Source organism: Rhodococcus sp. 06-470-2 (assembly GCF_002258235.1).
Classification (GTDB): Bacteria; Actinomycetota; Actinomycetes; order Mycobacteriales; family Mycobacteriaceae; genus Rhodococcoides.
In genome coordinates this window covers 246,245-259,867 of record NZ_NOYB01000041.1, presented here as the reverse complement: position 1 = coordinate 259,867, position 13,623 = coordinate 246,245, and the positions used below count along the sequence as shown (strand labels likewise).

At 64.9% G+C, this 13,623-nt stretch carries 15 protein-coding genes and 1 tRNA gene; 5 read left to right on the top strand and 11 right to left on the bottom strand.

All coding sequences use genetic code 11. The annotated features are described in order from the left end of the window. Nucleotides 1–3 precede the first annotated feature (3 nt). The 5 genes from CH276_RS24560 to CH276_RS24540 form a co-directional block, all read right to left on the bottom strand. Nucleotides 4–1,734, bottom strand: coding sequence for an ABC transporter ATP-binding protein (locus tag CH276_RS24560; protein ID WP_032395341.1), 1,731 nt, complete (start codon nucleotides 1,732–1,734; stop codon nucleotides 4–6). 80 nt (nucleotides 1,735–1,814) lie between these two features. Next, nucleotides 1,815–4,115, bottom strand: a complete 2,301-nt coding sequence (locus CH276_RS24555) for an MMPL family transporter (RefSeq protein ID WP_094632064.1) — start codon at nucleotides 4,113–4,115, stop codon at nucleotides 1,815–1,817. Nucleotides 4,116–4,117: 2 nt separating this feature from the next. Continuing rightward, on the bottom strand, nucleotides 4,118–4,756 hold the full coding sequence (locus CH276_RS24550; RefSeq protein ID WP_094632062.1) for a TetR/AcrR family transcriptional regulator: 639 nt from the start codon (nucleotides 4,754–4,756) through the stop codon (nucleotides 4,118–4,120). A gap of 86 nt (nucleotides 4,757–4,842) precedes the next feature. Further along, nucleotides 4,843–5,301, bottom strand: a complete 459-nt coding sequence (locus tag CH276_RS24545; protein WP_032395344.1) for an RrF2 family transcriptional regulator — start codon at nucleotides 5,299–5,301, stop codon at nucleotides 4,843–4,845. Between the two features lie 59 nt (nucleotides 5,302–5,360). Then, nucleotides 5,361–5,996: an SOUL family heme-binding protein gene (locus CH276_RS24540; RefSeq protein WP_254924431.1), complete on the bottom strand. Its 636-nt coding sequence runs from the start codon at nucleotides 5,994–5,996 to the stop codon at nucleotides 5,361–5,363. 114 nt (nucleotides 5,997–6,110) lie between these two features. Here CH276_RS24540 and CH276_RS24535 point away from each other — a divergent pair, with 114 nt between their 5' ends. Next, nucleotides 6,111–7,016 carry a sterol desaturase family protein gene (locus CH276_RS24535; RefSeq protein WP_045198246.1) on the top strand — a complete coding sequence of 302 codons (906 nt, stop codon included), beginning with the start codon at nucleotides 6,111–6,113 and terminating at the stop codon, nucleotides 7,014–7,016. On the opposite strand, the gene CH276_RS24530 is transcribed toward CH276_RS24535, so the two are convergent. Then, nucleotides 6,997–7,686, bottom strand: a complete 690-nt coding sequence (locus CH276_RS24530; RefSeq protein ID WP_032395347.1) for a YceI family protein — start codon at nucleotides 7,684–7,686, stop codon at nucleotides 6,997–6,999. The two genes, CH276_RS24535 and CH276_RS24530, sit on opposite strands and share 20 nt — an antisense overlap. A 120-nt stretch (nucleotides 7,687–7,806) precedes the next feature. Here CH276_RS24530 and CH276_RS24525 point away from each other — a divergent pair, with 120 nt between their 5' ends. The 3 genes from CH276_RS24525 to CH276_RS24515 are packed head-to-tail and all read left to right on the top strand — an operon-like array spanning nucleotide 7,807 to nucleotide 10,219. After that, on the top strand, nucleotides 7,807–8,817 hold the full coding sequence (locus CH276_RS24525) for a PHP domain-containing protein (RefSeq protein ID WP_094632209.1): 1,011 nt from the start codon (nucleotides 7,807–7,809) through the stop codon (nucleotides 8,815–8,817). Beyond that, nucleotides 8,814–9,728: an alpha/beta hydrolase family protein gene (locus tag CH276_RS24520; RefSeq protein WP_032395348.1), complete on the top strand. Its 915-nt coding sequence runs from the start codon at nucleotides 8,814–8,816 to the stop codon at nucleotides 9,726–9,728. Before CH276_RS24525 ends, CH276_RS24520 begins: the two co-directional genes overlap by 4 nt. A 35-nt stretch (nucleotides 9,729–9,763) precedes the next feature. Continuing rightward, a complete protein-coding gene (locus CH276_RS24515; RefSeq protein ID WP_094632058.1) occupies nucleotides 9,764–10,219 on the top strand; it encodes a hypothetical protein in 456 nt (151 codons plus the stop codon). Nucleotides 10,220–10,439: 220 nt separating this feature from the next. Here CH276_RS24515 and CH276_RS24510 read toward each other — a convergent pair. From CH276_RS24510 to CH276_RS24495, 4 genes are all read right to left on the bottom strand, one after another. After that, a tRNA-Ser gene (locus tag CH276_RS24510) sits at nucleotides 10,440–10,530 on the bottom strand. Nucleotides 10,531–10,621: 91 nt separating this feature from the next. Beyond that, the gene (locus CH276_RS24505; protein ID WP_032395366.1) at nucleotides 10,622–10,819 is read right to left on the bottom strand and encodes a CsbD family protein; all 198 of its coding nucleotides are present in this window, start codon (nucleotides 10,817–10,819) and stop codon (nucleotides 10,622–10,624) included. A 107-nt stretch (nucleotides 10,820–10,926) separates the two neighbouring features. Further along, nucleotides 10,927–11,361: a nucleoside deaminase gene (locus tag CH276_RS24500; protein WP_045198239.1), complete on the bottom strand. Its 435-nt coding sequence runs from the start codon at nucleotides 11,359–11,361 to the stop codon at nucleotides 10,927–10,929. A gap of 24 nt (nucleotides 11,362–11,385) precedes the next feature. Continuing rightward, nucleotides 11,386–11,925: a tRNA adenosine deaminase-associated protein gene (locus CH276_RS24495; protein ID WP_094632207.1), complete on the bottom strand. Its 540-nt coding sequence runs from the start codon at nucleotides 11,923–11,925 to the stop codon at nucleotides 11,386–11,388. Between the two features lie 63 nt (nucleotides 11,926–11,988). On the opposite strand from CH276_RS24495, the gene CH276_RS24490 reads away from it, so the two are divergent. After that, nucleotides 11,989–12,960 (top strand): prephenate dehydrogenase, encoded by a 972-nt coding sequence (locus CH276_RS24490; protein WP_094632205.1) that lies wholly within the window; start codon nucleotides 11,989–11,991, stop codon nucleotides 12,958–12,960. Here the strand turns inward: CH276_RS24490 and CH276_RS24485 are convergent. Continuing rightward, nucleotides 12,933–13,448 (bottom strand): putative glycolipid-binding domain-containing protein, encoded by a 516-nt coding sequence (locus tag CH276_RS24485; protein ID WP_032395594.1) that lies wholly within the window; start codon nucleotides 13,446–13,448, stop codon nucleotides 12,933–12,935. The genes CH276_RS24490 and CH276_RS24485 overlap by 28 nt on opposite strands. Nucleotides 13,449–13,623: the final 175 nt, after the last annotated feature.

Sequence of the window (13,623 nt, the reverse complement as noted above, 5' to 3'; positions counted from 1 at the left end):
CGGTCACAGTGCACCCACGGCGTGCTGCGAGTCGACGATCTCGGCGTAGGTGGGGCAATCGGCCATCAATTGGTCGTGGGTACCCACACCTACCGGCTTTCCGTCGTCGAGTACGAGTATCTGATCGGCGTCGATGATGGTCGAGACGCGTTGAGCGACAACGATCATGCACGCATCTCGCGTCACTGCCTTCAGCGCCGCACGCAGATTGGCGTCGGTGGTGAGGTCCAGCGCGGAGAACGAGTCGTCGAACAGATAGATGCTGGGTTTGCGGACCAACGCGCGGGCGATGGCGAGGCGTTGCCGCTGACCGCCGGAGACCGTCGTACCGCCCTGCGCGACGGGTGTTTCCAGTCCCTCGGGCATGGCCCGAACGAAGTCGGCACCCTGGGCGATCTCGAGTGCCTCCCACAGTTCCGCGTCGGTGGCGTCGGATTTGCCGTAGCGCAGGTTGCTCGCGATGGTGCCCGAGAACAGGTACGGCTTCTGCGGAATCAGACCGATCTCCGAGCGCAGCAGGTCCAGATCGAGTTCACGAATGTCGACCCCGCCGACGCGTACCTCACCGCCGGTGACGTCGATCAGTCGCGGAATCAGGTTGACGAGAGTGGACTTTCCCGAGCCGGTACCGCCGATGATGGCGGTGACCTTGCCGGCCTCGGCCCGCAGGTTCACCCCGCACAGCACCGGATATTCGGCCCCGGGGAAGGAGAATTCGGCGTTGACGAGCTCGACCGTTCCCGGCGAGGACGTGAACGTCTTCGGCTTGTCGGGCAACACGACCGAGGATTCGGTGGCGAGTACCTCGCTGATGCGATCGGCGCACACCGACGCACGGGGCACCATCATCGCGATGAACGACGCCATCATCACCGACATGAGGATCAGCATGATGTAGCTCAGAAGTGCTGTGAGAGAGCCGATCTGCATCGTGCCGTCGTCGATCGCGTGGCCGCCGAACCAGATGACGGCGACGCTGGTGACGTTGCTGATGAGCATGACCGTCGGGAACATCAGGGCCATGAGCCGTCCGACGCGAAGGGCGGTATCGGTGAGCGCGCTGTTGGCCGCCCCGAAACGGTCGACCTCGAAGTCCTCGCGAACGAACGCCCGTACCACGCGGATGCCGGTGATCTGTTCACGCAGAACGCGATTGACGGCATCGATGCGCTTCTGCATGGAGCGGAACGCCGGCACCATCTTGACGATGATCAGACCCATCGAGATGGCCAGTCCCGGTACTGCGATGAGCAGGATCCAGGACAGCCCGAGATCCTCGCGCAGCGACATCACGATGCCGCCGACGCACATGATCGGGGCCATCACCACGATGGTGAACCCCATGACGATCACCAACTGCACCTGCTGAACGTCGTTGGTGTTGCGGGTGATCAGCGACGGCGCACCGAACTGGCCGACCTCACGGGCGGAGAACGTACCGACGCGATGCAGGATGGCACCGCGCAGGTCGCGTCCGACACCCATGGCTGCGCGCGCACCGATGAACACCGCCGCGACCGAGCTGATGATCTGCACCGCCGACACCAGCAACATGACGCCACCGGCCGAGAGGATGTAGCCGGTGTCGCCGGTGGTCACACCCTTGTCGATGATGTCGGCGTTGAGACTGGGCAGGAACAGGGCCGCCAGCGTGGCGACCAATTGCAGCAGAACCAGCGCGACGATCGGCATCTTGTACGGAGCCAGATACGTGCGCAGCAGGGGAATCAGCATGATGGCCGAAGATTACTCGTACACATGGATAACAGTCTCTCCGTTTTTCGAGTGTTGCGGGTAATCTTCGGCCGACCGGCTCAGACCGTTACTCGGGCGTCCTTCTCTGGTGCCGTCTTCAGCTTGGCACCTTCGATGTCGACGTTGGGCAGGATCTTGTCCAGCCACTTCGGCAGCCACCAGGCCTTGTCGCCCATCAGTGCCATCACCGACGGAATCAGCACCATCCGCACGACGAACGCGTCGAAGAACACGGCCGCGGCGAGCGCGAATCCGATGGACTTGATGAACGAGTCCGGCTCGGCGATGAATGCGGCGAACACCGAGATCATGATGACCGCAGCCGAGGTGACCACGCGTGCGCCGTACTTGAACCCGTTGACGACGGCATCCTTGGCGGCGGCTCCGTGAACGAATTCCTCGCGCATACGCGAGACGAGGAACACCTGGTAGTCCATCGCGAGACCGAACACCACACCGATGAGGAAGATCGGCATGAAGCTGACGATCGGCTGTGGGTTGGAGATCAGGCCGAGGCCGCCCTCTTGGAAGATGAACACCGTGGCACCGAAGGTCGCGAGCACGCTGAGCAGGAACCCGAGCGTTGCGGTCAGCGGCACCAGGATGGAGCGGAACACGAGCATGAGCAGAACGAAGGCCAGGCCGACGACCACTGCCAGGTACGGGATCAACGCGTCCTGCAGTCGTTCGGAGACGTCGAGCTCGAGTGCCGTCTGACCGGTGACTCCGTAGGAGACGCCGTCACTGGCCACCACGCCCGGTTCGGCGTCGCGCAGATTCGCCACGAGGTTCTTCGTCTGCTCACTGTTCGGTGAGGACGACGGAGTGACCAGGATCTGTGCGGTGTCCCCGGCCTGGTTGACGGCGATGATCTGGGCGTTGGTGACGTCGGGCTGGCCGGTGATGGTCTCGACGACCTTGCCGAACGACGCCGTGCGATCGGCCTCGGTCACGCCGGAAGCGTCGGCGATGACCAGCAGCGGGCCGTTGCGTCCGGGACCGAAGCCCTCGTCGACGATGTCGTAGGCCTGACGTGCAGGCGTCGACGGGTCGGCGGTGGCGGTGGACGGCAGTGCCAGCGACAGACCGGTGGTGGGTCCTGCGATGACACCGAGCAGGACGATGCCGCCGATGAGTCCCAGCGCGGGCCTCTTGACCAGGAATCGGGCCCAGCGAAGTCCGTTGGTCGGCGTGGCGTTCGGGTCTTCCGGGTCGGTGGTGTTGACGAACTTGATCTTGCCCGCGAAGGCCTTGCCCTTGTAGAGGCCGAGCATCGCCGGCAGGAACGTCAGTGCGATCAGGACCGCGATGAACACCGCGAAACCTGCGGCGAGGCCCATCTGGGAGAGGAACGGAATCCCGACGACGCGCAGGGCAACGAGGGCGATGAGCACGGTGGCACCGGCGAACACCACAGCCGAGCCCGCGGTTCCCACGGACCGTCCGACGGCTTCTTCTCGGTCGTCCGTCAACGTCAGTTCGTGGCGATAACGGGCGAGGATGAACAGCGAGTAGTCGATCGCGACGGCCAGACCGATCATGATCGCGAGCACCGGCGTGAACGACGACAGGCTCGCGAAGCCGGACGCCGTGGTGATCGCCAGGCTCGAGATACCGATTCCGACGATGGCGGTGATCAGCGGCAGGCTGGCGGCCGCGGCGGATCCGAACATGATGAGCAGCACGACGGCGGCGACGGCCAGACCGACGATTTCCGACGTACCACCGGGCGCGACGTTCTCCTGCGCGACGGTGCCGCCGAGGAGGACGGTCAGTCCGGCGTCTCGAGCGGGCTGCGCGGCCTCGTCGAGCTCGGTGCGGATCTGGTCGGTGACGTCGGCGAGTTCGACGTTGATCGGCACGGTGACCGTGCCGACGTTGCCGTTGGGGCTCAGCGGTGACGTGGCTGCCGCGTCGGCGGCCACCTGGTCGGCCGGGGTGCCCGCTTCGGTTGCCGCCTCGGTGTATCGCTCGATGATCGACTGATTGGCCGCAACCGGATTCGCCAGCGGCTGCGCACCTTCGGCGGGTTTGGCGGCGTCGATCTTCTCGATCTCGGCGATGGTTGCGTCGATCGCGGAGGTGTATTGCGGAGTGTCCAGCGTCTGCCCGTCGGGTGCCTGGAACACGTACTGGGCGCTGACGGCGGTGAGCGGGTCCTCGGCGGAGCCGAACCGCTCGGACTGTAGATCCAACGCAGCCTGCGCGGGCGTTCCCGGGATGCTGAACGAGTTCGCGGTGGGGCCGGACAGCGTCGCTGCGCCCACTCCGGCGAGCACCAGAATCGCCAGCCACAGTCCGAGGACGATGCCCTTGCGTCGGTACGCGAATCTTCCGATTCGGTAGAGATAGGTGGCCACTGTCAAGCTCCTCGGTTGGGTTCGGACGGTTGCGGCTCGGGAAGTCCAGCGCGCAGTTGGTCGAAGGCGTCCTCGATGAGGGCCCTCGGCGTCGATGCGCCTGCAGAATCGGTGACCCAGATGTTCAGTGCTGCCGTGACGGCACCACCGACGGCCATCTGGAGCAGGTTGGGGTAGAGGTCGGTGTCGATGTCGGTACCGGTTCGCTCGGCGATGGCTTCGCCGAGTTTGCGGGTCAGCGATTGGTGCATCTCGAGCTTGCGGGCCATCAGGGCGGGGTTGGCTTCGATCAGCCGCGCTGCCGCGAAGGTGTCGTCCAGATCCCGGCCCGGGTCCGCGACGAGGTCGATTGCGATGTGCCGCAACGAGTCCCAGATCGGTTCGGTCGACGGCCTGGCACGCAGGAGCTCGAACCATTCGAGGGCAGACACTTCGATGTGGTGAAGAACTGCTTCTTCCTTGTTGGAGAAGTAGTTGTGGAACGTGCGGGTGGAGACTCCCGCTTCGTGCGCGATGGCGTCGGCGGTGACCGCGTCGATGCCGTGCTCCTTGCCCAGACGCACGGCAGCCATGCCGAGCGCGTCGCGGGTGGCCGCCTTCTTCAGATCGCGAAGGCCAGTCGGAGAAGTCACGATTACCAACCTACGGAACTTGCACTGTTCTGCAAGTTTGCAGTGGTGTGCAATTTTGTCGATCCCGCCACAGCCGGCACTGGATGTGACTCAGGTCATCGACGCGCCCACGCGGTCGGCTCGCTGATCAGCTCTCCGACGAAGTCCGGCAGCTCGTTGTCGACGATGTCCGCCAGCGACACCGCCTCGAGCACCGCACGCAGATTGACGCGTACCGCCAGCCAGACCCGGGTGAGCGGCTCGGCCGGACCGGAATACTCCGCATCCTCGGGCCGCTGACCGCGCACCGACGCCAACGGGCCTTCGACGGCTCTCATCACATCGGCAACCGAAATGTCCGACGCCTCCCGCGCCAACCAGTAGCCGCCGTCGGGTCCCCTCCTACTACACACGAGATCTGCGCGACGCAGATCCGAGAGCACCGATTCGAGAAACTTGTGCGGGATGCCCTGCGCCATGGCCAGCGCCTCGGCCTTCGCGGGCCGCTGACCACCGACGGCAGCGAGTTCGACGAGCGTGCGAACCGCATAGTCCGCCTTGGCCGTGATGTGCACGTTCAATTCCTACCATCGCAGTAGGGAATTAGCGAGCACGTGCGGGACACCCCGACGCGTCAGGAACCGTCCGGTACCGCCACGACCACCTCGTTACGACGCAACGGCGCCAAGGTCCACGGCGGATCGTAGAACCAGGTCATCGGCTCACCCAGCATCTCGATACCCTCGGCTCGCAACGCTTCGGTCAACGCCGCGATCTGCGGTTGGACATCGCCTCGGCCGCGGCCACCGCTGAAACGAAGTACAGCGACCGTCTCCGCCGGAACCTCCGTCAACGTCACGCGGTCGTCGTCGGGCTCGGGCAGCGTGTCCATCGTCCACTCGGCAGGCATGAAGAACCGGACAACCCACCCGTCGCTGCCGGGCGTACTCGATACCGGCGCAGTCATGGCGATCTTCTGCGACCCTGCCGGCGATTGACTGACGGGAGCGGTCATCGCGACCCGTTTCTTGCCTCCGTTCCCGCCGAAGATGTAGCGAGCCAGGCGGCGGAAACCCTCCTGCCGTGCCTCTTCCTCATCGGCGGCGACGACTGTCTGCGCCGCGATGCGTGGTCGGTAACGACGGATCTCCACCGCATCGGTCAGTCGACGGCTCGTATGCGGCGGTTCCTCGGTACCGACCCTGATACCGACGACACCCAACGCCGACTCGACCACCTGTCCCATCGTGGACGCGATTTTCTGCAACAAGTCCGACTCCGCTCTCTCGGCCGATTGGTGCGCCGTCCTCCACGGTACGAGCCCTGGGGAAACCGAACAGAAAAGCGTTACACTCAACCTCTAACTGTCACGCAGGAGGTTTCGATGAGCGAGTGGATCGGTTCGGCGTGGAATGCACTCCCCGAACCGCTGCGCGATCCCGTGGCCCTGGCCATTCCCGCGTTCGCACTGTTGTTGGCGATCGAGTGGATCGCGGCCGCGAAGCTCGAGGACGGTGAACGAGGTAGCTATTCCGCCAGGGATGCGCGCTCGAGCCTGAGCATGGGACTGGTGTCCATCGCGACCACCACGGCATGGAAGGCGCTCGCCCTCGTCGCCTACACGGCGATCTACGTCTACGTCGCGCCGTGGCATCTTCCGGCCGACGCCTGGTACACGTGGGTGATCCTGATCCTGGGCGTCGACCTGCTGTTCTACGGATATCACCGCATCGCGCATCGGACCCGCATCATCTGGGCGACGCATCAGTCCCACCATTCGAGCGAGTACTTCAACTTCGCCGCGGCGCTGCGACAGAAGTGGAACAACAGCGGCGAGGTCATCATGTGGCTACCGCTGCCCCTGTTGGGCATGCCGCCGTGGATGGTGTTCGTCGGATTCTCGATCAACCTCGTCTACCAGTTCTGGGTGCACACCGAGCGCATCGACCGGCTGCCGCGTCCGTTCGAGTACGTCTTCAACACGCCCTCGCATCACCGCGTCCATCACGGCCGCGATCCGCAGTATCTCGACAAGAACTACGGCGGCATCCTCATCATCTGGGACCGCCTGTTCGGCACCTACGCCGAGGAGGTCGAGCGCCCCAACTACGGACTCACCAAGCCCGTCGACACGTTCAACATCTGGACCCTCCAGACACACGAATACCGCAACATCGCGCGGGATGTTGCGGCATCGCGGTCATGGAAGGAACGCATCGGATATCTCGTCGGACCGCCGGGATGGACGCCCGAGCCCGCGCGAGAACCCGCTACTGCTGATTCAGATTGATCAGGAAATCGATGGTCCCGGACGGATCGACGGTGACGAAGCCGAGTGACGGCGGCTCGATCTGGTAGTCGGTCCACGTCGTCGGAATGGCACCCGACGCGATGAGCGTGTCGCCGGACTGCAGCACTTCCATCTCCACCGAGACCGGACGTGTCTGATCCTTGAGCGTCAACGTGCCCTCGGCGGTGACCGTCATGGTGGTGCCGTCCTTGGGCAGTGCGGACAGATCGATCGGCGAGTCGATGTTGAACGTCGCCGTCGGATAGGTCGCGGTGTCGAAGATATTGCCGCGGAACTGACTGTCGCGACGGTCGCTGTCGGTGCTGATCGAGTTGGTCATGACGACCACCTGTCCCTCGGTGAGCGTGTTGTCGGCTATGACGACGTTGCCCGCGACTTCGGTCGTCGACCCGACGACCGTGACATCGGACCCGTTCAACAACTCGTCGACGGTGTAGCCCGCGGCAGTCGTGTTGGCGGCGTCGCCCGGAGTGACGATCCACCGTCCGTCGATGTCCTGTGTGGTCGCGGCCTGCGCGCCGGAGGTCGACACGGTTGCCGCCGGTGCGTCGTCGCCCTCGAACGAGGCATAGATCTTGGGGCCGAAATACAGTCCGAGCGCCACTACGACAACGACGATCGCGCCGACAATCCACCATTTCTTGGTCATGACTGCCGATGGTAGTTGCAGCTTCAAGCCTATGGGGAGTGAGCGACCTGGTAAGTCCCTGAGAGTTTTGTCCGTTTACCCCGTGAACACGTGTCGGTACCGCCAGGCACAATGGACCGCATGGATCCGGTGGACGCACTTCGAGAGATCGGCTTCTGGCTCGAACGCTCCCGCTCGGACACCCATCGAGTCAAGGCCTACCGTCGGGCCGCAGATGTGGTCGAATCCCTCACGCCCGCACAACAATCCGAGCACGAGAAGGCAGACAGCTGGTCCTCGCTGATGGGCATCGGAGCCAAGACCTCGCTGATCATTCGCCAGGCACTGACTCAGGACGTCCCGGACTATCTCCGCGAGCAACGAGACGCGGCAGAACCCATCGGAGACAACGAACTTCGCGGTGCATTGAAGGGCGATCTGCATACCCATTCCAACTGGTCCGACGGCGGCAGCCCCATCGAGGAGATGATGCGCACCGCCGCGAGGCTCGGTCACCAGTACTGCGCTCTCACCGACCATTCCCCACGCCTCAAGGTCGCCAACGGTCTCACCGCCGAGCGTCTGCGCGCACAACTCGACGTCATCGCCGAACTCAACGAGCGGCTCGCACCGTTCCGCATCCTCACCGGAATCGAAGTCGACATTCTCGACGACGGATCGCTCGACCAGGACGAGGGTCTGCTCGCAGAGCTGGACGTGGTGGTGGCGAGCGTGCACTCGAACCTGCGAGCCGACTCCAAGACCATGACCAAACGTATGGTCACCGCCATCGCCAACCCGCATGTCGACGTACTCGGTCACTGCACCGGACGGCTCGTCGAGGGTGGCCGCGGAACCCGACCCGAATCGACGTTCGACGCCCCCGTGGTGTTCGAGGGATGCCGCCAGTTCGGCACCGCAGTGGAGATCAACGCCAGACCCGAGCGCCAGGATCCCCCGGAGCGACTGATCGACATCGCCCTCGAGCGCGACTGCCTGTTCTCCATCGACACCGACGCGCACGCACCCGGACAGCTCGACTGGCAGGGCTACGGCTGCATCCGAGCCGAAGAGCGCGGCGTCCCCGCGGAGCGCGTGATCAACACCTGGCCGCTCACCGAACTGCTCGACTGGACGGATCGGCACGCGTGAATCGTCGCCACTTCCTCTCCGGCCTGCTGGCGGTCGCGCTGGTCGGCTGCAGCTCGGCCGACACCGACTCCTCACCGAGTACCGCAGAGACGTATTCGGCTGCGCTGCAACCGGTATCGGGCCCGGCCGGGGATCCCATTCGACTGAACTACGGATACGAACCGGACAACATCGGCGACCTGTACCTCCCCGACAACAACGCCACCTCCCTCCCGGTGGTGGTGATGATTCACGGCGGCGGATGGCAGGAAGACCTCGACCTGTCGTACTTCCAGCAGATGTCGACGGCCATCGCCGACGAAGGCATCGCCGTGTGGAACGTCGAATACCGACGCGGGCCGAACAACTGGGCCAACACCCTCTCCGACGTCGACGACGCCACCGAGGCACTGGCAACCGTCGTCCAGAATGCTGCCGATGGTCGGCTCGATCTCGATCGCGTCCACGTCGCCGGACACTCGGCAGGCGGCCAACTCGCTGCATGGGTCGCGGCTCGACACCTCATGCCGGTCGACGCGCCGGGCGCGGAACCGAAGATCCGACCACGCAGCGCCACCATCATGGCCGGCGTCTTCGACATGAAGCGGGCAGCCGACATCGGCGGCGACAAGTTCGTGCCTGCCTTCCTCGGCGGCATGCCGAACGAGGTGCCCGGACGCTACGAGATCGCCTCCCCCATCGAATACCTCCCCCTCGACGTTCCGCTCACTGCGCTGCACGGTGACGCCGATCAGACCGTCTCGGTGAACCAGAGCCGCGTCTACATCGACGCATCGACGAAGGCGGGCAGCACCGACCCCGAGCTCGTCGTCCTGCCAGGAGCGGGGCACGGAGCATTCCTCGACCCGAAGAACCTCGCCTGGTCGACGGCGCTGAGCACCATCACCGGACGTGCGCAGACCCTGCTCTGACGTCGGTGGTTCCGCCGGGGTGGTACACAGTTGCGATGAACGGAAAAATCGCGACCGGATTGCTCGGGCTGATCGTGGCCGTCTCGATTGCCGGATGCAGCAACGACCCGTCGAGCGAGGAAGCGTCGAGCACCACCGTCGCCGCAGCGACGACGACCACTGCGACTTCCACGACTGTCCCCGCGACCACCACGGTCGACGCGCCCTCACCCGAGCCCGCTCCTGCGTCCGAGTTACCGCCCGCTGCCGAGCCTGCAGCTCCGACCGACGCGACCTCCGGCGTCACCGGTGAAGCGCTCTACCAGCAGACCTGTACACAGTTTCTGCCGTCGATCGATGCGCTCGAGCAAACCGGAATCTCCGATCGCGCCAAGTCGGTCGAGGGTCTGCGCAACGAAATGACCACCGCGCCGAGCTGGAACGACGTGCCACCCGGCGATCAGACCGAAATTCTGCGGGGACTCGACGCCGCGGGTGCGGGGCAATGCTGAGCATGTGAGTCGCTGCGGTTCGGTGCCCGGCCTGGCCCGCGCCCATTCCCGCCCACCCATCCCGCAAACGCGCGCGCACTTGCCAGGTGCGCGTGAAATAGACCCGAATCGGTGGCGAATCCGCACGCAACCGACGAATGCGCGCGCGTTTGCGGCTGAACCCCACCCCAGACTGCGCACACAAAAAAACTCCCCACCCGACGGATCGGGTGGGGAGTTTTGGCGGTGGCGGAGGGATTTGAACCCTCGGACGGGGATTACCCGTCACACGCTTTCGAGGCGTGCTCCTTAGGCCGCTCGGACACGCCACCGCAGAAGACTGTACCGGAATGACGGCCTGAGGCTAAATCGCCTGCTCAGCACGCAAATCCATCGGTCATTCCGCAGGCTCCACTCCGGTGACTAGTTGCCGGTGAGCTTGTCCTTGATGTTCGAGGCTGCGTCCTTGACCTTCTCGACGCCGTCCTTGACTGCTGCCGAGGTCTGGTCGCCCTTGCCCTCTGCTTCGAGGTCCTTGTCTCCGGTGGCCGAACCAGCGGCTTCCTTTGCCTTGCCGCCGAGGTCTTCGGTCTTGTTCGAGATCTTGTCGCCGATTCCCATAGTGCTCTCCTTCGCAGAGGTTGGAGCGCGTCGTCGCACCCCTGCTCTCCACACTCCTGAAAACCGACGGACCCGGCCACCTCGCCCCTCACCTCGAGACGGGATCGTTATCTCTGGCGAGCGAAGAACCTGGTCAACACTTCGGCGCATTCGGCTTCCAACACGCCGCCGCGCACCTGCGGTCTATGGGTGAGTCGACGGTCTCGCACCACGTCCCACAGCGACCCGACGGCCCCGGTCTTGGGTTCCCACGCTCCGAACACCACGGCTCCGACGCGAGCGAGCACCAGCGCCCCGGCGCACATCGTGCATGGTTCCAAGGTGACGGCCAGGGTGCAGCCTTCGAGTCGCCAGCCGTCCCCGTGCACGGCCGCTGCTCGACGCAGGGCGATCACTTCAGCGTGTCCGGTGGGGTCGCCCGACGCCTCCCGCGCATTGCAGGCTCGGGCGATCTCACGTCCGGAGGCGTCGAACACGACGGCTCCGACGGGGACGTCGGCATCCGACGCCTCGGCGGCAGCCGCCAGCGCTGCGCGGATCATGTCCGCGTCGGATACCGACACGGACTACCGCCGCAGCTTGTTCACCGCTGCGGTGAACTCGTCCTCGAAGCCCAGGCGTTCGGCGATGGACTGCAGCTGCTCGTCGGGGTAGTCGTCGGTCTCGGCGACGATGATGCCGAGCACAGCTTCGGGGAGTCCGAGATCGGCCAGCAACGCGAGGTCACCCTCCTCGAAGGGTTCGATGTCGTCGAGTTCGTCGGGGTCGACGTCGGGGATCTCGATGTTCAACGCATCGAGGACGTCCGCGGCGATTTCGTAGTCGACGGCGGCGACCGCGTCGGACAGCAACAGTCGGGTGCCGTTCGGTGCGGGACGCAGGATGACGAAGAATTCCTCGTCCACGTCGAGCATTCCGAACACCGCTCCAGAACTGCGCAGCTCACGCAATTCGGTCTCTGCCGCCGACAGACTGGTCAGTGCGTCGTCGGACAGCGGCGTGACGGTCCACTTGCCTTCCTCTCGGACAACTGCAACGCCGAATCCCTCGAGGTCGTCGTATTCCGGTGCGGATGCGCGGTTGTTGTTCGCGCGCTGTGCGGCCATGCGCGCAACGGTAGTCCGGTAGGGGCCTGTATTCGAAGTCCACGTCCGATCGACGTCAACCACCTGTGCCAATCTGATCGGGTGACTTCTTCTTCGGTGTGCGTTCTGGGGCTCGGACTGATCGGTGGGTCGATCCTGCGCGCGGCACACGATGCGGGCCGTCCGGTATGGGGATGGAACCGATCGGCCGACGCGATTGCAGGTGCTGTGGCCGATGGATACGACGTCGGCACCGATCTGGTAGCAGCACTGAGCAGGGCCGCAGCCCAGGACGCGTTGATCGTCGTCGCCGTTCCGATGCCTGCCGTCCAGTCGATTCTGACTGCTGTCGCCGAGCATGCCCCCACAGCTCCGCTGACCGATGTCGTCAGCGTCAAGGCCGAGATGGCGGCCGCGGTCGAGGCGCAGGGTTTGCAGGCACGCTACGTCGGGGGACATCCCATGGCCGGCACCAACCACTCGGGGTGGTCGGCCACCGATCCGACACTGTTCACCGACGCGGTGTGGGTGGTGTCCACCGACCCGGGAGTCGACGCCGACGTGTGGGTTCGGGTGGCCCGGCTCGCCCTCGACTGCGGCTCGGTGGTGGTGCCGGCCGAGAGCGTCGAGCACGATCGCGCCGTCGCCAGAATTTCTCATCTGCCGCACGTGCTGGCCGAGACACTCGCGATCGTGGGCGCGGCAGGTGGACCGCTGGCGTTGGGCCTGGCTGCGGGCTCGTTTCGGGACGGGACGCGGGTGGCCTCCTCGTCGCCGAATCTCGTTCGGGCGATGACCGAGGGCAACGCCGCCGCTCTGCGGACGGCGCTGGACGAGGCACTGGACGCACTCACGGCAGCGCGCGAAGAACTCGACGAAGGTTCGACGAAATCACTGGTCGAGGCCGGAAACACGGCGCGCCTGCAGTACGAGCAGCATCAACGCTTCGAGATCACCGACATCACCCCGGGCGAACCGGGGTGGCGGGAAAAACTGCAGGACGCGGGTCGACGCGGTGGCGTCGTACGTCAGATTCGCTCGGCCAGTCCCGGGTAGTCGAGAACGAAACCGTCGGCGTCGACCGTGACGGACGACGTCGAGACCGGTGAGATGACGTGAATTCCCTCGGAACCACTGCTGTAGGTCAGCGTGGCTTCCTGGATGCTGAGGTCGAGCAGGTTCACGTACACCGTGGGCACCTCGAGGTCCTGGACCTGGGTGTGCAGACCGAATCGACGGATCGGCAGAGTGTTGAAGAATGGGCTGAGCACCATGTCGACGTCGAGCGCGCCACTGTAGGTCGAGCGCTGATGGCTGGTGCTGTTCTCCACCATCCAGTAGCCCTCGTCGTCACGGCTGACGGAGGCCTGGCGGTCACCGGACGCGAGAGATGTGCGCACCGAGAGCCTCTTGGTGACGCCGTATTCGTCGGTCACCAGGTCGTAGGACGCACTGAAGGCGGGGTGATCGCTGCACGCGCCACCGATGATGCGTCCGGCAGCCTTGATGCGGTTGCCCGAGAGCTGGACCCGCACGGACTCCATGCGGGGAACGTCGTGCGCTCGCCACGTCAGGATCGACGGCCAGGTTTTCGCGTCTGTGGAATCGGTCGCGGGGATGGAGACTTGCTCTGCACCCGATGCTTGAGTGATCACCCACCTACGGTAGGCGACGAGGCCCCCAGAAGATCAAGCGGACGTGCCTTTTCTCGCAGTTCAT